This is a genomic window from Coprococcus intestinihominis, assembly GCF_040096555.1.
Classification (GTDB): domain Bacteria; phylum Bacillota; class Clostridia; order Lachnospirales; family Lachnospiraceae; genus Coprococcus_A; species Coprococcus_A intestinihominis.
In genome coordinates, this window is sequence record NZ_JBBMEK010000038.1 from 1 (window position 1) to 18,488 (window position 18,488).

An 18,488-nucleotide genomic window follows, 5' to 3' on the forward strand; every position below is an offset into this window, starting at 1 on the left:
ACAGATTATCTGGCGTGTCTGGCAGAACTTCAGGAGCGCACCCACGTTGGCATCAATATAGAATTGGGATTGCAGACGGCGAATTATCATACCTTGGACAGAGTTCACAGAGGACATGGACTGGCTGAATATATAGATGCGGTTCTGGCAATCAAGAGATATCCGTTTACTGTGTGCACACATCTGATTGCCAATCTCCCGGGAGACACTCTTCGGGATGCAGTGGAAACAGCCAGAATTGTTTCTGTTCTGCATTCGGATATTGTGAAGATTCATTCATTATATATAGCAAAAGACAGTCAGATGGCTGAGGATTACCTGGCAGGCAGACTTACGATCTGCAGCAAAGAAGAATATTTTGAATGTGTCAGGGTAATGCTTGAGAATCTGGATCCATCTATCGCGGTTGAGCGGTTGTTCAGTCGTATACCGGAGCAAGATGCTGTTTTCTGTAACTGGGGAATCAGTTGGTGGAAGCTGAAGGATGAGTTTGAAGTATATATGCAGCAGAATAGCAGCTGCCAGGGTAAACATTTTGATTATATGAATGGTTCGGCACTAAAAGGAGTTTTTTAATGGGGTCAGAGAAACAGACCGTCTCGAAAAACGGCGGGAGGCACTTGAAACTGAATATAGGGCTGATTGTATTTATAGGCATTTTTATTTATTTGATAGCAATCGGTCTGTCCTACCTTATGAGAAATCATATTTCTTTTTATGAAGTTCAGCAAGGATGGATTGTTGACAGTGATACCTTTACAGGCTTTATTCTTCGTAATGAGGCAGTTGTAAACACCGGACAAAGCGGTTATATTAACTATTTTGTCAATGATGGTGCCATGGTTGCCAGAGAGGGCAATGTCTGCATGGTCACTACCAATGCCGGCAGCAGTGTACAGGGAACAGCAGATGGATCAGCATTGACGTTGAATGGCAGTGACTATAGTGATATTCGGGAACAGGTTTTGTCTTTCAAAAAGAAATATAACGATAGTGATTATGCGTCGGTGTATGATCTGGATTATCAGTTGGGAAATATTGTCAGTAATATTGTCAGCAGGAATAATATTAATTCCATGAATCAGGCTGATTCCACCAACGGATATACGGTAATGACTGCTGATCAGTCAGGAATTGTCAGTTATTCTTATGACGGCATGGAAAGCTATACGCAGGATGATATGACACCGGAACTTTTTTCGGCCAGGAACTATGAGAAGAGCCAGTTGTCTGCCGGTATGAAGATAGACAGCGCATCACCGGCCTATAAGTTGATCTATGATGATAACTGGCAGATTGTGATTTGTCCGACGGCGGATCAGTACAAAAGGCTCAAAGAGCTGGATACGGTGAATCTGCAGCTTCAGCGGGACAATATTACAGTCAGCGCAGATGTATCGACCTTTCAGAAAGACGGCACCGATTATGTCAGCTTTTCGTTATCCAACTATATGGTCCGCTATTGCAATGATCGTTATATTGATATTGAGATTATCTGGGACAACCATGATGGATTGAAGATTCCAAAGTCATCAATTGTGTCCAAGAATTTTTACAGGATTCCGGCTGATTATCTCCAGACGGAGGAAGAGAGTTCGGAAAGCGGCTTTTATTCGGTGGATAATGATGAAACAGTTTTTATCAAACCGATTATTTATGCACAGAATAAGGAATATTGTTATGTAGACTGTGCGGATATTGCGGAAGGTACTGTTCTTAAGAAACCTTCTTCCGATGAGACCTATACAATTGGAGAGACAGAAGCTTTAAAAGGTGTTTATAATATCAATAAAGGCTATGCAATGTTCCGCTTGATTGATATTTTGTATGAATATGGCGATTATTGTATTGTCAGTGATAAGACGGATTATGGTGTGACGTTGTATGATCATATTATTTTGAATGGCAGCAGTGTCAAAGAAAATGATATTATATATTAGATATAGATGAAAGGGGAAGAAATATGCTTACAGAGAATGTTATAGAGGTTGAAAAGCATGTCCAGGCTGCCTGTGACAGAGCAGGACGTTCAAGAGATGAAGTCACTTTGATCGCAGTGAGCAAGACGAAGCCGGTGAGTGATATTGAAGAGGTACTGACAACAGGTATTCTTGACTACGGTGAGAACAAAGTTCAGGAATTATCCGACAAATACGAAGTGCTTCCGAAGAATATTCGCTGGCATATGATCGGACATCTTCAGCGCAATAAGGTCAAATACCTGATTGGCAAAGTCGTCCTGATTCATTCCGTAGATTCACTGAGACTGGCAGAGCAGATTGAGCATGAGGCTGCAAAGGCGGATATCGTGATGCCGGTACTGATCGAGGTGAATGTGGCAGAAGAAGAATCCAAGTTTGGGACAACCAGTGAGGCTGCCATGCAGCTTGTGGAAGCGGTGTCGAAGTTGCCGCATATCAAAATCAGGGGATTGATGACAATTGCGCCATTTACGGATAATCCTGAAGATAATCGTATCTATTTCAGAAAATTAAAACAATTATCTGTTGACATAAAAAGCAAAAACATTGATAATGTTGATATGGATGAATTATCAATGGGTATGACGGGAGATTATGAAGTTGCAATTGAAGAAGGTGCAACAATGGTCAGAGTGGGAACCGGTATATTCGGCAAGAGAAATTATCAGATATAGATAATTTGCAGTTATTTGAAGCAGGAGACATTTGAAGGGCTGGTTTTGAATAGTTGGTAATTGATTAAATAAGTAGAGGAGCGTATAGCAGAATGAGTAAAGGCTTTAACAAAATTCTTGATTTTATGAAGCTTAATGATGATGAATATGAAGAATATGATGATGAAGAGATAGATACAGAAGAGGAGCTGGAGGAGGCACCGAAGAAAAAGACATTTGCACGCAGTACGGCGAATAGCAGAAAGACATCTGCGAGACAGAAGGACGAGCTGGAAGATATGGCAGATGACTGGGATGATGAGCCGGAGGTGAAGAGTACACGGTCAACACAGGCCCATACTTCATCACGAAGCACGCGTAAGGCAACGCCTTACGGCAGGAGCAGCAAGATTGTTCCGATGCACTCCAATATAACATCCCGTAGCATGGAGGTATGTGTTTCAAAACCGGATGAGTTTGACACATGCCAGGAAATCTGTGACATTATCCTGTCAGGAAGAGCAGCGATTATCAATTTTGATGCTGTAACAACGCAGGAAGCTCAGAGAATTATTGATTTTGTTTCCGGTTCCTGTTATGCGATCAACGGCAATATTAAGCCGATATCAGATACAATTGTTATTGTGACACCGGAAGATATTGATATTACAGGCGATCTTCAGGAACTGGCATCTTCAAGTGTCAATGTACCTGCTTTTGGATATTCTGAAGAAGAGGAATGACTATTCGGAAACGGGAACAGGAAGAAACAGGATGATGAGATCAATAGACAGATGAAGGAGGTCTGGAATTAATGTTAACACCAATTGAAATTCAGGGTAAGACTTTTAAGAACAGTGGTATGGGGTATTCAAAGGCAGATGTGGACAGCTTTTTCTCAAGTGTTTCTGCTGATTTTGAAGCACTTTACAAGGAGAATCTTTCTTTGAAGGAAAAGATCAATAATCTGGATGCAAGTCTCAGCCATTATAAGGAAATAGAGAAGTCACTTCAGAAGGCACTTGTTCTTGCAGAGACAACTGCAGAGGAGACAATTGTAGGTGCGAAGAAGAATGCCACTGTTATTGAACAGGAAGCCGTTTTGAAGGCACAGTCTATTGTGGCAGATGCTAAGGTGGAACTTGAGCAGCTGCATGTGAAGACAACAGATCTGCTTCAGCAGTATGACCGCTACAGAACACAGTACAAAGCACTTGCTTCGGCACAGCTGGATCTGCTGAATTCAGAAGCATTTGATATTGATGTTGCAACGATGAAGGCAATTTCAGGCCTTGAGGAATCAGCCGCAGAGCATACAGATCAGCTTCAGGCTGAGCCGGTATATGCTGTGGAAGAGACTGAGAGTGAAGAAACCGCAGTAGAACAGGAAGAAGACTTTGATGAGACACTTTCAACAGATGATGCAATGATCAAGGATTTCTCCGAGATGTTTGACAGCGAGAAGGACGAAGAGAACCAATAAAGCGGATGTGCTTATTTCAGTACAGCATAGTTATTAATAGAATATTCAGAAGTCCGGGTCAGTGGCTGAAGCGCATGCCCGGACTTTTTGTACAGAAAAGGAAGACAGCAAAATGCAGAAAATGATGATTCATTACAATGATGTACCAATTTATCCAATTGTTCTTTCAGAGAATTTTGATGCGCTTGGTGAAGCGCTGGATGATCTGATGATCAAAGACAGAAAGGTGTGTATCGTAACAGACAGCCATGTGGCAGACTTTTACCTTGAACAGGTAGAGCATATTGTAAAAGAGCATTGTGCAGCTGCCAGTCATTTTATTTTTCCGGCCGGTGAAGAGAGCAAAACGCTGACAACAGTTGAGAATCTTTATGAATTTCTGATTCAGAATAAATTTGAACGTAAAGATATGCTGGTGGCGCTTGGCGGCGGTGTTGTCGGTGATCTGACAGGCTTTACAGCGGCAACTTATCTGAGAGGCATTCGTTTTATCCAGATTCCCACAAGCCTTCTGGCACAGGTGGACAGCAGCATCGGAGGAAAAACAGGTGTTGATTTCAGAGCCTATAAGAACATGGTGGGGGCTTTTCATCAGCCAAAACTGGTGTATTCCTGTGCAGAGACGTTGAAAACACTGACCAGTCAGCAGTATATATCCGGCCTGGGTGAGATTATTAAACACGGATTGATCAAAGATGCCGCCTACTATGAATGGCTGAAGGCGCACAAAGAAGCGATCTTGGCCAGGGATACGCAGACGGTGATTGATATGATCGCAGTCAGCTGTCACATCAAGAAAGAAGTGGTTGAGAATGATCCTGAAGAAGCCGGCGAACGTGCTTTACTGAATTTTGGCCATACATTGGGACATGCAGTGGAGAAACTGATGAATTTTACAATGCTGCATGGAGAATGTGTTGCCGTCGGCATGCATGCGGCGGCATGGTTGTCCATGGAGAAAGGAATGCTGACAGAGGCGGCTTATAAAGATATCACAGATACCATTGTATCATTCGGTTTGCCGGTCAGTGTTAAAGGGCTTGAGCCTGAGCAAATCGTAGCCGTTTCAAAATCAGACAAAAAGATGGACAAAGGACGGGTTAAGTTTATACTGCTGGATCCCGAAGGGCATGCGGTGATTGACCGGAGTATCCGTGATGAACAGCTTTTGGCAGCGGCCTCCGTTATCGTCAGAAATGGAGAACAGTCATGAAATATATAAAGGCGGGAATTGCAGTTTTGCTGCTGGTTCTTCTGGATCAGTGGACCAAGGTGCTGGCCGTAAGGCATCTGATGAATACAGACGGCATCACACTTATACCGAAAGTTTTCAGATTATATTATCTGGAAAACAGAGGCTCTGCTTTTGGATTAATGCAGAATCAAAAAGTCTTTTTAGTCTTTTTTACAGTTATCATACTGGCAGCTTTGACGTTTTTTTATCGTAAGATTCCGGATACCGGAAGGATGATGTCGCTTAAAATTGCAGCGGTTCTGATTTATGCCGGTGCCATCGGCAATTTTATTGATCGGATTCGTCAGAGCTATGTGGTAGATTTCTTTTATTTTGAATTGATTGATTTTCCTGTGTTTAATGTTGCAGATATTTATGTGACAACAGCGGCCATTGCCTTGATCATCCTCGTTATATTTTATTACAAGGATGAGGATTTTGAGTTTCTTGGCGGTAAGAAAGCAAAGAAGACAAAAGCATAAAAGAGGCAGGTGAAAACGTGGAACAAAGAAGTTATGTTGTTGATGAAGCCAATGATGGCGTACGTATTGATAAGTATCTGGCACTCTTGATGGAAGAATGCTCAAGATCTTATATACAGAAAATAATTGGCGATCAGTCGGTGTGTGTAAACGGAAAAGCGGTTAAGGCGAATTTCAAAATTCATACAGGTGATGCAGTTATGATTGAATTACCTGATCCGGTTATTCTGGATATTCAGCCGGAGAATATACCCTTGGATATTTTATATGAGGATCAGGACATTCTGATCATCAATAAGCCAAAGGATATGGTTGTGCATCCAGCGCCGGGGCATTATACCGGGACCCTTGTGAATGCAGTGATGTATCACTGCGGGGAGGACCTCTCAACCATCAATGGCGTATTAAGGCCCGGAATAGTGCATAGAATTGATAAGGATACAACAGGTGTGCTTGTTATCTGCAAAAATGACAGGGCGCATCGCGCTATTGCAGAACAGCTCAGCGTGCACAGTATTACAAGGGCCTATTATACGATTGTTTATAATAATATCAAAGAAGATGAGGGAACCGTTGATGCACCGATTGGCCGTATGGATGCCGATCGGAAGAAAATGGGCATTAACCATAAGAACGGCAGGCATGCAGTGACGCACTACCGTGTACTTGAGCGATTTGGCAAATACACCTATATTGAGTGCCGCCTTGAGACAGGCAGAACACATCAGATCCGTGTGCATATGGCCAGTATCGGCCATCCTCTGCTGGGGGATACTGTTTATGGTCCTTCTAAGGATCCGTTTAAGCTGGAAGGGCAGGCGCTTCACGCAAAGCTGCTTGGATTTATCCATCCGTCCACCGGTCAGTATGTGGAATTTGAGTCACCGCTTCCGCCATATTTTACAGCACTGCTGGACAGACTGCGGCAGTCAGCCGGCAGATAAAGATCCTACTGTTCATGCAGTACAATATGTGATAAAATAGAGTCAGAAAAGGCAGGGGATAGAGATGAAGAAGCACAAGAAGGATCCACTCTATAAAAGTTTTGGTTATGCCTTTCAGGGAATTTATACATGTATCAGCAAGGAACGCAATATGAAGATTCATTGCTGTGTTTCACTGCTTGTAGTGATTGCGGGCATTATTTTTCAATTGTCAGTGACAGAATGGTGTATCTGTCTGACATTGTTTGGACTTGTGATGGCATTGGAGCTGGTGAACACATCGATAGAGGCAGTGGTGGATCTTGTAACAGAGGAGCGAAAGCCTTTGGCGAAGATTGCCAAGGATACGGCGGCAGGAGCTGTACTCATTGCAGCTATTATGGCAGCGATTATCGGCTGTGTTATTTTTGTTCCCAAGGTCATGCAGTTTTTGACAGGGCTTTAGCGATTTGTTGATTGGTTGCATGGATGCATTGCAGCTGCAGAGAGAGAATCCGGCGGTTGTGATGTCTGACAGTAAAGGAGAGATGTAAGATGGAAAAACTCGGAGAAAGCCTTAAGAAGCTTTTACTTATCGGTATCGGTACAGCAGCTGTTACAGCAGAGAAATCCAAGGAAGTATTAGACGATCTGGTGAAGAAGGGTGAGCTGACAGTTGAACAGGGCAAGGTCCTGAACAAAGAACTGAAGCACAATATCAAAGAGACATTGAAGGACAATGTGAATGTTTCAGTGAAAGCATCCACACCAGAAGAATTGCAGACCCTTCTTGAGAAGATGACACCGGAACAGATTGAACAGCTGAAACAGCAGATTAGCAATATGGAGCAGACCACTGAGGAGAAGACAGAGACAGTGGAATCAGAAGAAGCACCGGCTGAAGCTACAGAGGACGCTCCGGATGCGGAAGAGGCAGCTGACGCTGAATAAGAAGAATGAATACAAAGTCTGAAAAAGTCAGATCAAGCGGTTATGGAGAACGGTTGAAGGAGATTACAGCCGTTCTCCATAAACATGCTATTACGCGTGGTGTATCTCCGGAGAAGTTGAGAATGATTCTGGAGGACCTTGGACCGACATATATCAAGCTGGGTCAGATTATGTCGTTGAGATCAGATATTTTGCCGAAGCGATACTGCGATGAATTGATGAAGCTATGCTCGGATGTGGCACCTATGCCCTTTGACCAGGTGGTGGATGTGATCCAGGATGCCTTTGGTTGTCCGTGGCAGGAGGAGTTCCAGTCAATTGAAGAAAAGCCTCTTGGTTCAGCTTCTATTGCACAGGTTCATCGTGCGGTTTTGAAGAGCGGAGAACAGGTTGTGATCAAGGTCCAGCGCAAAGGTATTTACAGGACCATGGCCAGAGATATCGGATTGATGCATAAGGTTGTGCGTTTATTGCCACCGGTGAGTATCAAAGAGATGGTGGATCTGGATCTTGTTCTTGATGAACTGTGGAAGGTCACACAGGAGGAAATGAATTTCCTTACAGAGGCAGCCAATATAGAGGAGTTCCATCGCAAGAACAGAGATGTGGCCTTTGTGGATACGCCGGTGTTATATCGGGAGTATACAACTCCGCATGTTATTGTGATGGAGTATATCGATGGCTTTTCCATTGATGATAAGGAGAATCTTCAGGAAAACGGCTATGATCTGAATGAGGTCGGCAGTAAGCTCATTGATAATTTTATTAAGCAGGTTATGGTAGATGGCTTTTTCCATGCCGATCCGCATCCCGGTAATCTTCGTGTGCGGGACGGCAAGATTGTCTGGATTGATATGGGAATGATGGGCCGTCTGTCTGAGCATGACAGGGAAGAAATCGGACGGGCCATTGAAGGTATTGCGCTGAATGATATCGGTATGATCCAGGATGCTGTTCTGGCAATCGGAGAATTCCGTGGGAAGCCGGATCAGAGCAAACTGTTTGAAGATATACGCAATCTGATGGCCAAATATGGTTCGGAAGATCTTGGCAATATTGATATTGCAGAGATTATGCAGGATCTGATGGAGGTCATGAAGGAGAACAAGATTACAATGCCTCACGGTCTGACGATGCTTGCCAGAGGCCTGGCACATATTGAAGGAGTCCTTGCAGACATCAGTCCGGAGATTAACATGATGGAGATCGCATCTGCCCGTGTGAAGAGCCAGATGTTTGAGGAGATGGACTGGAAGAAGGAATTGAAAAACAGTGGAAAAACACTGTATCGTTCTCTGAGAAAGGCGATAGATATCCCCACCTTGCTGGCAGATATTCTGCAGGGTCAGCTGAAAGGTCAGACAAAGGTGAATCTCGATCTTCATGCCGGAGAAGATGTATCGAATCTGCTTCGAAGGGTAACAAGAAATATTGTTATGGGTCTGTGGGTAATGGCATTGCTTATAAGCTCCAGTATTATCTGTACCACGGATATGAAACCGAAATTCCTCGGCATACCGGCATTGGGGGCCTTTGGCTATTTCATTGCCGTTATTATCGTATTTTATGTGTTTGCAAAACATATTTTTTCAAAAAGAAAGTAAAAATAAACTGAGGCTATTACTGTGATTGGCAGCTAATTCCTCAGTTTATTTTTTGCGGATAGATTTATATAGATGGTTTTGTTGTCTTTTTTTCCCGGATAAGAATAAGCGGCGTACATTGGCGGCCCTGACCGGCAGGGTTGTCACGAATTAATCCGAGTAATTCTTTTTCAGAAAGTGTGATTGAATCGGAACAGCCAAGTAATTCTTGACCTAAATCATTGGCATCAACCAACATCATTTGAACGCCAAGCTTTTCATAAACTTCATTGCATACTCCGGATGGGTTCGCAGGCATCTCTATACCAATATCGCCATATTCTTTCCATACATGGTCATAGAACCCATCCAGTCCACTGACTTCCTGACCAACAATTTCATAGAATACACCTTTTTTCCCGAATAATTTGGTGACTGCACTGGCAATACTGGCATAAAGAACCTTGAGAAGTCCGACTTTGTCAATGGCATACTGCATTTTAATGGTTTCACCGACACCAACACCGGTTGTTGGGTGGGACGCAAAGCGGGAGAGCAGGTGTGCCCAGAAACCGATATGAACGTCTTCGCGTTTAACAATTCGATTCTGGCATAGTGCAATGATTTTTTCACTGCATGAAACAATGTCACCTGGTTCATAGATAGGAAGTACATATTTTTGAAAGATATCCAGATAGTTTTCGCCAGGATGAACAAAATGGGTGTGGATAGCATGGCGCATATAGATTTTTCCGTTTACTTTGATTTCTACTTTTTTATTTTCATTTGTCTGAAATTGCATAATAAATCCTCTTTCATTTGTTATTTTATTGTAACTGTTCAGAGCTAACCTCCAAATGCTACGCATTTCGTCGGTGTGGCGTATCCGCCAAATAAAATTTCAAAAACAGTCTTAAAAATGCAAGCATTTTATACCTGTTTTTTGAAATTTTGCTTGGCTCTGAACAGTTACATTTTATTGTTGGTAAAATTATGATACTGATTGCGGATGAGAGTGGAATTTTATCCGGCTTTAGTTTTATGAATGAGTCGAAGAAAAAATATGTAATTATATTGATTATTCTCGATAAACTCCGGTTTATCATAAAAAATAAAATTAAGATGGAATAATCCTGAAATAATGAAAAATGGCCATTTATTAAGAATCACTTTCCCTTGTAGTTTCCCTTATTTCAGAAGGAATGGAAGTGGATAGATCATCCAGTATTTCTACAGAGGTACGTTTGGCTCTTCGATTAGAATGAGTATAAATATTCATTGTGATGCTGATATCAGAAATTCTTTTTGAATATGATGACCGTTTTCATCTTCTATATAGAATCGATAATACCATTTAGAACCTTTTTGCCTGATAGAACCTTTACTCATTGTTAATGCCTCCTTAAATATAGTATTTATTATTATAGAAAAAAGCTATAAAAATATGACGATGCATACTTTTATAGCTTTCCCTTTATTTTTCCCTTATACGATTAGTGGGTATCCATTTTGTATTTATACACGTTCTGCAATATCGTACAGCAGTCTTTCAGAATCTTCCCAGCCAAGGCAAGGGTCAGTGATGGACTTGCCGTAGACATGGTTCTCACCGCCCACCTTCTGGTTGCCTTCAACGATATAGCTCTCAATCATCACACCTTTGACAAGCTTGCGGATGTCATCGGAATGCTGACGGCTGCTTAAGACTTCCTTGACAATACGGATCTGTTCTTTATGCTTCTTGCCGGAGTTGGAATGGTTGGCGTCAATGATGCAGGCCGGATTCTTGAGTCCTTTTTCGGCATACATCTCATTGAGAAGCTGCAGATCTTCATAGTGATAGTTCGGATGTGTCTGACCATGCTTATCAACAGCACCACGAAGAATCGTGTGTGCATAAGGATTGCCGTCTGTTGTGGCATCCCATCCGCGGTAGAGAAAATTATGACCATGCTGAGCAGCAACAACAGAGTTCAGCATAACGGATAAGTCACCGCTGGTCGGATTCTTCATACCGGTTGGCACTTCAATGCCACTGGCAACCAGACGATGCTGCTGATTCTCAACGGAGCGTGCACCAACAGCAACATAAGAGAGGATATCGGACAGATATCTGAAGTTTTCAGGGTAAAGCATCTCATCAGCAATTGGCATATGAAATGTCTGCAGGGCATGCATATGGATCTTTCTGATGGCAATTAGACCATTTAAAAGATCGGGTGCCTTTTCAGGATCTGGCTGATGAAGCATACCTTTGTAGCCTTCGCCGGTTGTACGCGGCTTGTTCGTGTAAATACGCGGTACAAGGACAAGCTTATCTTTGACTTTTTCCTGAACTTTTGTAAGACGGCCGATGTAATCACAAACAGCTTCTTCGTTGTCGGCGGAGCAAGGACCGATAATGACCATAAATTTGTCTGAGGCACCTGTAATAATATCAATCAGTTCTTGGTCTTTCTCTGCTTTTAAAGCAGCCAGTTCTTCGGAAACAGGATATAATTCTTTGATTTCCATTGGTGTCGGAAGTTTTTTTGTTAATACAAAGCTCATAGTGTTTCTCTCCTTGGTAACATTTGTACAACGGCAAAAAGAATAAGCAGTTATACTTTTCTGCAATCAATTATAGCTGAAAAGGAAAATGATGTAAAGGCATAAGTTAACAGGCACAAACGTAAACTGTAAAAAAAGCACGGTGACAGTTATGAAGAATAAAATTATAGCAGTTATCCTGTTGATGGGTATTTTATGGAATGGACAAATGGTTTATGCAGAAGATACTGCTGTCGGAGAAGTGATAGCAACGGAATCAGAAAATTCAGAATCAACAAATGAAGAAACGGCAGAGATGGAATTGGAAAGGGAGTCGGAAAGTCAGGGGGTAGTATCAACTGAATCGGCGGTAACTGTCATATCGGAGGCGGCTGTTTTAATGGAAGCAGGAACCGGAACAGTCATTTATGAGAAAAATCAGGATGTTCGGGTCAGTCCTGCCAGTATCACAAAGATTATGACACTGCTTCTGATCTATGATGCGCTGTATAACGGAAAAATCCAGCTGACAGATGAAGTTGTAACAAGTGCCCGGGCAAAATCCATGGGCGGCTCCCAGGTTTTCCTTGAGGAAGGCGAAAAACAAACAGTGGAAACGCTGATCAAATGTATTGTGATCGCTTCAGGTAATGATGCTTCAGTGGCAATGGCAGAGTATGTAAGCGGCAGTGAGGAGGCCTTTGTGGGGGAAATGAATCAAAAAGCCGCCGATCTGGGCATGAACGGGACACATTTTGTGGATTGCTGCGGGCTGACAGACTCAAATGACCATTATACAACGGCAAAAGATGTGGCCATCATGGCCCGGACGCTCATTACAAATTATCCTGACATTTCGCAATATGCGACGATCTGGATGGAAAATATCACGCATGTAACAGCAAAAGGCAGTAGTGAATTCGGTCTTTCCAACACGAATAAACTTCTGAAAATGGCAAATAATTTTGAAGTAACAGGGTTAAAAACAGGTTCTACAGCAAAGGCGGGATATTGCTTTTGCGGGACAGCTGTCAAAGACGGATTGAGTCTCATTGCCGTGGTGATGGATGCACCGGATTATAAAATACGTTTTTCTGAGGCACAGCAGCTTCTGAATTACGGCTTTGCCAACTGCAGCGCATACAGGGATGATCATCCGCCGGTACTTTTGCCAATGGCGATAAAAGACGGAAAAACAGAAAGTGTTGAATTGATGTATGACGGCCAGTTTTCCTATGTTGCGCTGCGAGGGGAAAATCTTGAAAATATCCATTCAAAACTGCAACTGGATGAAAGCCTGTCTACGCCTTTTGAAGCAGGAACAAAGGCAGGACGTCTGATCTATTATCTGGATGATACGGAGATTGGTGAAGTGCCTGTTGTGACAAAGGAGGGGATACAAAAAGCCGGTTTCAGTGATTATTTAGAAAAAGTTTACAGGAATTTTATGAGCATCTGCGGATAAATATAGGCTATTTTACAAAAACATGGTATAATGAACTTTATTGAAAAACATATCGGAGGTTTATGTGCGATGGAGCAGCGTGTGTTACTTATGGTGAATCCAATGGCCGGACGTCAGAAGATACGTAATGAATTGCTTTATGTCGTCGATACACTGACGAAAGCAGGGTATGAGACGATTATTTATACAACACAGGGTAAGGATGCAACAAGAGATCTGTTGGCTGAGAAGGATAGTCAGTTTGACAGAGTTATTTGTTGCGGCGGAGATGGCACCTTTAATGAGATTTTGTCGGCAACGATGCATTGGGATAAGCGCCCTATTCTGGGGTATATTCCTGCAGGAACCACCAATGATTTTGCAGCAGGTCTGAAGCTGCCTTCAGATATCAGGGAGGCAGCGGTGAACATTGTTAGGGGAACGCCGCATACCGTTGATGCAGGTTTGTTTAATACGTCCTATTTTTCTTATGTCGCTTCTTTCGGTGCTTTTACGGAGACATCCTATTCAACACCGCAGAACTTTAAGAATGCATTGGGGCATCTGGCCTATATTCTTGAGGGCATCAAAGAGATTCCGGCATTTACATCCTATACGGTCTGTGTGGAAGCGGATGGACAGATTTATAAAGATTCCTATATTTTCGGTGCAGTCAGCAATGCCAGAAGTGTGGGGGGTATTTTGAAGATCAGTGATTCTCTTGTGGATTTAAATGACGGTGTGTTTGAAGTGATGATGATCAAGATGCCGAAGACATTGATGGATCTCAGTGCAATTGTGACATCGCTGACATCTTTGAATCCGCTGAAGTATGATCCGTCCATGTTTTTGTTCCTGCAGACAAAGGAATTGAAGATTACTTTTGAACAGGAGATGGTGTGGTCCCTGGACGGAGAACGTGTAAGCGGCGGTAAAGAGGCAAGAATTGCCTGCATCAAAGATGCATTCAAAATATTAACCGTATAATGGAGGCCGAATGAAAGATAAAAAGAAATGGATGATGGCTGCCGCAGCGGCAACCGGTGCCCTCATAGGGCGGATATGCTATGAATGCAGACATTTTACGACAGAATATTATGATGTAGCATCAGATAAAATACCGGAAGCTTTTGAAGGCTTCCGTTTTGTTGTGCTGTCGGATCTTCACAACTATGACTTTGATCAGGGCAACAGGCAGCTGCTTGGGGCGATAGAGCGTTTGAAACCGGATGCAGTGATGATTGCCGGCGATATGATAGATGCACATCCGGGAGCGGATATGTCCGCAGCAGTTCGGATGGTCCGTGATCTCTGTGACCGATGGCCGGTTTATTTCGGCAATGGGAATCATGAACAGCGGATTGCCCTGTATCCGGAGACATACGGTGACATGTATGCGCGTTGGTGCAAAGCGATTCGTCATCCGAATCTTCATTTGCTGCGCAATCAGCATACGGTGATCAGGAAAGACGGCGCATACATCAATATTTATGGATTAGAATTGAACAGAACATATTATAAACGTTTCAGAAAAGTGCCGATGAAGAAATGGTATCTTACGGAGCAGCTGGGCATCTGTGACAGAAAAGCATTCAATCTCCTTTTAGCCCACAATCCGCTGTATTTTGATGAATATGCTGATTGGGGGGCTGATCTGGTCCTCTCAGGGCATGTGCATGGCGGTGTTGTGATCTTGCCGTTTTTGGGCGGCGTGATTTCGCCGCAGGTGCGTTTGTTCCCTAAATATTATGCGGGAACTTATTTTCGTGGCAAAAGCGAGATGATTGTGAGCCGTGGACTGCACATGCACAGTTTTCGTATTCGATTGTTCAATATGCCAGAGCTGTCATGTGTCACACTGCATCATTTCTGAAGAAAATGATTGACAGAAATGCCGGAAGATGCCACAATAGATAGACGAAAGGTAACGATTCAGTGAATACTGCCTTCTGGATAGTTACGACGAAAGGTTCAAAAGCAGAATATGATGGAAATGACATTTAAATTAGAGGTTTTTGAAGGTCCTCTGGATTTACTGCTTCACCTCATCGATATCAATAAGATTGATATTTATGATATTCCCATTGCGATGATTACGGATCAATATATGGATTATATTCATCGCATGCAGATTGAAGATATGGATGTGACCAGTGATTTTCTGGTGATGGCGGCGACACTTCTTCGGATCAAGTCCAAGATGCTGCTGCCGGTGGAGAAAGCCGATGCAGAGGAAACAGGTGAGGATCCGAGAATGGAACTGGTGAATCGCCTGTTAGAATACAAAACCTACAAATACATTGCCCAGGAACTGAAGGACAGGGCTTTTCTGGCTGCTCAGACGCTGTATAAACCGACAACGATTCCTGATGATATGGTTTATACAGAACCGCCGGTGGATTTAGATGCGCTGGTGGGGGATATGAATCTTGAGAAGCTTCACAGGATTTTTCAGTCTGTGATGAAGCGACAGTTTGACAAGATCGACCCGATCAGAAGCAAATACGGACGGATTGAGCAGGAGCCGGTGAAATTGTCGGACAAAATGACCAGTATCCGCCGTATCGTGACAGACAGGAAGAAACCGGTCAGCTTCAGGGGCCTTTTGACGTCGCAGTCAACAAAAGAGGAAGTGATTGTGACATTTCTGGCGATACTCGAATTGATGAAGGATGGCTCTGTGACGATCGTGCAGGAGCATCTTTTTGATGATATACTGATTTCGCCGGGGGACAATATGGACAAATCCGAAGAGAATCAGATATCCGATGAAAATGCAACAGGAGTGACAGAGTAGACATGGAAGAAGTTTTAAAGCCGGATGAGGCGGAAGCGGCCATAGAGGCGCTTCTTTTTACGATGGGAGAAGCCATCAGCGCAGAGGCCATCGGTGCTGTTATTGGACATGATAAGGCGACAGTGATCAGGCTTGTACATCATCTGATGGACAGATATCAGAATGAGAAGAGAGGCATCCGTATTATTGAGCTGGATGGCTCTTTTCAGATGTGTACAAGCCCTGAGATGTATGATTATGTGATTAAGCTGACGCATCAGCCGAAGAAGCAGGTATTGACAGATGTCATGCTTGAGACGTTGGCGATCGTGGCTTACAAGCAACCGGTGACAAAGGCGGAAATAGAACAGATTCGAGGCGTCAGCTGCAGCCATGCCATCAATAAGCTGTTGGAGTACGGTCTGATCACAGAGGCCGGAAGGCTGAATGCTCCGGGACGGCCGATTCTTTTGGCAACAACTGAAGAATTTTTAAGAACATTTGGCGTTCAGTCGGTGGAGGGATTGCCGTCCGTTTCACCGGAAGAGATGGAGACACTGAAGACAGAGGCGGAAGAAGAAGTTCAGATGACACTTGATGTATAGAGAGGAACAGTTATGAAGAATTCTAAGAAAAAAACAATGCGTTTTTATTTAACGCTGGCAGGTATCAAAGTATTGATCAAAGTTCTGCAGCTTTGCGGCAGGAATGCCACACATGTACCCGGCCGAAAGGCGATTAATATCTGTCCGGATTTTCTGGATCAGATTGATAAACCGGAGTTTATCATCGGTATTACCGGTACCAACGGCAAGACAACCGTTTCAAATCTGATTGCGGATGTGATGCAGGATAATGGATATGATATTATCGACAATCGTTTCGGCGGCAATATTGATTCAGGTATCGCTTCTTCGCTGATCAAGAATTCTACTATGGGCGGTCATATGAAGAAGAAATATGCTGTTCTTGAAATTGATGAGCGAATGACAACGAAGATATTTCCATATGTGAAACCGGATATTCTTGTATGTACGAATCTTTTCAGAGACTCTTACAAGAGAAATGCCCATTCCGAATTTATTGCAGGTATTTTGAATCAGACGATTCCATCAACATCCAAACTGATTTTAAATGGAGAGGACTTAGTGAGCAATCATCTGGCACCGGACAATGACAGAGTTTATTTCGGTATTGCCTGTGAGGATGAGAAGACAACTTCCACCAACAACATCATCAAAGATGTGGTTGCCTGCCCGAAATGCGGTGCAAAACTGAACTATGAATATATCCGTTATAACCACATCGGACGTGCGTTCTGTCCGAACTGTGATTTTGGTTCACCGGAGATGGATTATGCCGTGGAAGCAATTGATTATGAGAAACGTAAAGTGCATATCCGTACACCGAAGGGCAATATGGAAGTGAAGCTGCTGGGTGATAATATTACAGATATTTACAATACCGTGACAACTGTTGCTGCCTTGGAGGAGTTTGGCCTGTCAGCGGAGGCTATCAGTCGTTCCTTCGAGAAAATGAAGATTGCAGGTACACGTTTTAACTGTGTGGAAGTCAAAGGCAAGAAGCTGATCACAGATGTTGCAAAGGGTCAGAATCCGATTGCAGTATCAAGAGTTTGTGACTTCGTGCGTCATGAACCGGGTCAAAAGGCAGTTGTACTGATTGTGGATGATTTCTATGATCGGCAGGATTCATCAGAGAATATTGCATGGTTTTTTGATACAGATTTTGAATTTTTAAATGATCCCGGCATTGAACAGATCATTGTGGGTGGTTTTCGCTGTCCGGATATGCATCTGAGACTTCTGATGGCCGGCATTCCTGAGGAGAAGATCGTATGCTGCGATAAAGAGCCGGACACAGCAGCGTATGTGGATTTTGATAAAGTTGACAATGTGTATATTCTGCATGATATTTACACAACGCAATATGCTAAGGCTATTCAAAAGAGCTTAAGTGAACAGTTAGAAAAGGAGGGCAGATAATCATGACACGTATTGAAGTTTTATTTCCAGAATTCTGCAGTCTTTTTGCAGATTCCAGTAATATCCGTTACCTCGAAAAATGTCTGCCTGATGCGGAGTTTGTGTTCACGTCTTATATGAATGATCCGTTGTTTGTAAAAGAACAGCCGGATTTGATCTATATGGGAGCCATGACAGAAAGTGCCCAGGAGAAGATCATCAGGAAACTGATGCCTTATAAGGCGCGTATTGCAGAGCTGATCGCAGCAGATGTGCCCATGTTATTTACCAATAATGCAGTCGAGATTTTTGGACAGTATATTGAGAATGAAGACGGTTCAAAGATCGAAGCGCTGGATTTATATCCGATTTATGCCAAAAGGGATATGATGCATCGTTTCAACTGCCTGGTGAGAGGCCATTTTGATGATATTGAGATTGTCGGTTTTAAGACACAGTTTAC

At 43.0% G+C, this 18,488-nt stretch carries 19 protein-coding genes and 1 pseudogene; 18 read left to right on the forward strand and 2 right to left on the reverse strand.

Annotation, left to right across the window (positions count from 1 at the left end; translation table 11 throughout):
* From WMO25_RS04775 to WMO25_RS04825, 11 genes are all read left to right on the forward strand, one after another.
* Positions 1–576, forward strand: a 576-nt coding sequence (locus WMO25_RS04775; protein WP_349084338.1) for a radical SAM protein, incomplete at its 5' end; no start/stop codon positions are given.
* The gene (locus WMO25_RS04780; RefSeq protein WP_349084339.1) at positions 576–1,940 is read left to right on the forward strand and encodes a biotin/lipoyl attachment domain-containing protein; all 1,365 of its coding nucleotides are present in this window, start codon (positions 576–578) and stop codon (positions 1,938–1,940) included. The genes WMO25_RS04775 and WMO25_RS04780, both read left to right, overlap by 1 nt.
* A gap of 23 nt (positions 1,941–1,963) precedes the next feature.
* Complete coding sequence (locus tag WMO25_RS04785; protein WP_015514128.1) at positions 1,964–2,656, forward strand: YggS family pyridoxal phosphate-dependent enzyme; 693 nt, start codon at positions 1,964–1,966, stop codon at positions 2,654–2,656.
* Positions 2,657–2,748: 92 nt separating this feature from the next.
* On the forward strand, positions 2,749–3,378 hold the full coding sequence (locus WMO25_RS04790) for a cell division protein SepF (RefSeq protein ID WP_349084340.1): 630 nt from the start codon (positions 2,749–2,751) through the stop codon (positions 3,376–3,378).
* A 71-nt stretch (positions 3,379–3,449) separates the two neighbouring features.
* Positions 3,450–4,118, forward strand: coding sequence for a DivIVA domain-containing protein (locus WMO25_RS04795; RefSeq protein WP_015514130.1), 669 nt, complete (start codon positions 3,450–3,452; stop codon positions 4,116–4,118).
* 112 nt (positions 4,119–4,230) lie between these two features.
* Complete coding sequence (gene aroB / locus WMO25_RS04800; RefSeq protein ID WP_349084341.1) at positions 4,231–5,331, forward strand: 3-dehydroquinate synthase; 1,101 nt, start codon at positions 4,231–4,233, stop codon at positions 5,329–5,331.
* Positions 5,328–5,834 (forward strand): signal peptidase II, encoded by a 507-nt coding sequence (gene lspA / locus WMO25_RS04805; RefSeq protein WP_349084343.1) that lies wholly within the window; start codon positions 5,328–5,330, stop codon positions 5,832–5,834. Before aroB ends, lspA begins: the two co-directional genes overlap by 4 nt.
* Before the next feature lie 17 nt (positions 5,835–5,851).
* Entirely contained in the window at positions 5,852–6,778 is a 927-nt protein-coding gene (locus WMO25_RS04810) for an RluA family pseudouridine synthase (protein ID WP_349084344.1), read from the forward strand.
* Between the two features lie 64 nt (positions 6,779–6,842).
* Positions 6,843–7,223: a diacylglycerol kinase family protein gene (locus WMO25_RS04815; protein ID WP_015514132.1), complete on the forward strand. Its 381-nt coding sequence runs from the start codon at positions 6,843–6,845 to the stop codon at positions 7,221–7,223.
* Positions 7,224–7,312: 89 nt separating this feature from the next.
* Positions 7,313–7,708 (forward strand): phasin family protein, encoded by a 396-nt coding sequence (locus tag WMO25_RS04820; protein WP_349084346.1) that lies wholly within the window; start codon positions 7,313–7,315, stop codon positions 7,706–7,708.
* A gap of 5 nt (positions 7,709–7,713) precedes the next feature.
* Positions 7,714–9,312 carry an ABC1 kinase family protein gene (locus WMO25_RS04825; RefSeq protein ID WP_349084348.1) on the forward strand — a complete coding sequence of 533 codons (1,599 nt, stop codon included), beginning with the start codon at positions 7,714–7,716 and terminating at the stop codon, positions 9,310–9,312.
* Between the two features lie 64 nt (positions 9,313–9,376).
* Here WMO25_RS04825 and WMO25_RS04830 read toward each other — a convergent pair whose 3' ends face one another.
* Entirely contained in the window at positions 9,377–10,093 is a 717-nt protein-coding gene (locus WMO25_RS04830; protein ID WP_349084350.1) for a F420-0--gamma-glutamyl ligase, read from the reverse strand.
* 713 nt (positions 10,094–10,806) lie between these two features.
* Positions 10,807–11,895 (reverse strand): 3-deoxy-7-phosphoheptulonate synthase, encoded by a 1,089-nt coding sequence (locus WMO25_RS04835; protein WP_256166817.1) that lies wholly within the window; start codon positions 11,893–11,895, stop codon positions 10,807–10,809.
* A gap of 97 nt (positions 11,896–11,992) precedes the next feature.
* Here WMO25_RS04835 and WMO25_RS04840 point away from each other — a divergent pair, with 97 nt between their 5' ends.
* From WMO25_RS04840 to WMO25_RS04870, 7 genes and pseudogenes are all read left to right on the forward strand, one after another.
* Positions 11,993–13,285 carry a D-alanyl-D-alanine carboxypeptidase family protein gene (locus tag WMO25_RS04840; protein WP_349084352.1) on the forward strand — a complete coding sequence of 431 codons (1,293 nt, stop codon included), beginning with the start codon at positions 11,993–11,995 and terminating at the stop codon, positions 13,283–13,285.
* 30 nt (positions 13,286–13,315) lie between these two features.
* Complete coding sequence (locus WMO25_RS04845; RefSeq protein WP_117526803.1) at positions 13,316–14,251, forward strand: diacylglycerol/lipid kinase family protein; 936 nt, start codon at positions 13,316–13,318, stop codon at positions 14,249–14,251.
* Positions 14,252–14,261: 10 nt separating this feature from the next.
* Complete coding sequence (locus WMO25_RS04850; protein WP_349084354.1) at positions 14,262–15,137, forward strand: metallophosphoesterase; 876 nt, start codon at positions 14,262–14,264, stop codon at positions 15,135–15,137.
* Positions 15,138–15,251: 114 nt separating this feature from the next.
* Positions 15,252–16,061 (forward strand): segregation and condensation protein A, encoded by an 810-nt coding sequence (locus WMO25_RS04855; RefSeq protein ID WP_117526807.1) that lies wholly within the window; start codon positions 15,252–15,254, stop codon positions 16,059–16,061.
* Between the two features lie 2 nt (positions 16,062–16,063).
* Positions 16,064–16,645 (forward strand): SMC-Scp complex subunit ScpB, encoded by a 582-nt coding sequence (scpB, locus tag WMO25_RS04860; protein WP_117539574.1) that lies wholly within the window; start codon positions 16,064–16,066, stop codon positions 16,643–16,645.
* A gap of 12 nt (positions 16,646–16,657) precedes the next feature.
* Positions 16,658–18,046: a MurT ligase domain-containing protein gene (locus WMO25_RS04865; protein WP_349084356.1), complete on the forward strand. Its 1,389-nt coding sequence runs from the start codon at positions 16,658–16,660 to the stop codon at positions 18,044–18,046.
* Positions 18,047–18,048: 2 nt separating this feature from the next.
* A pseudogene (locus WMO25_RS04870) lies at positions 18,049–18,488 on the forward strand (hypothetical protein); the annotation flags it as partial.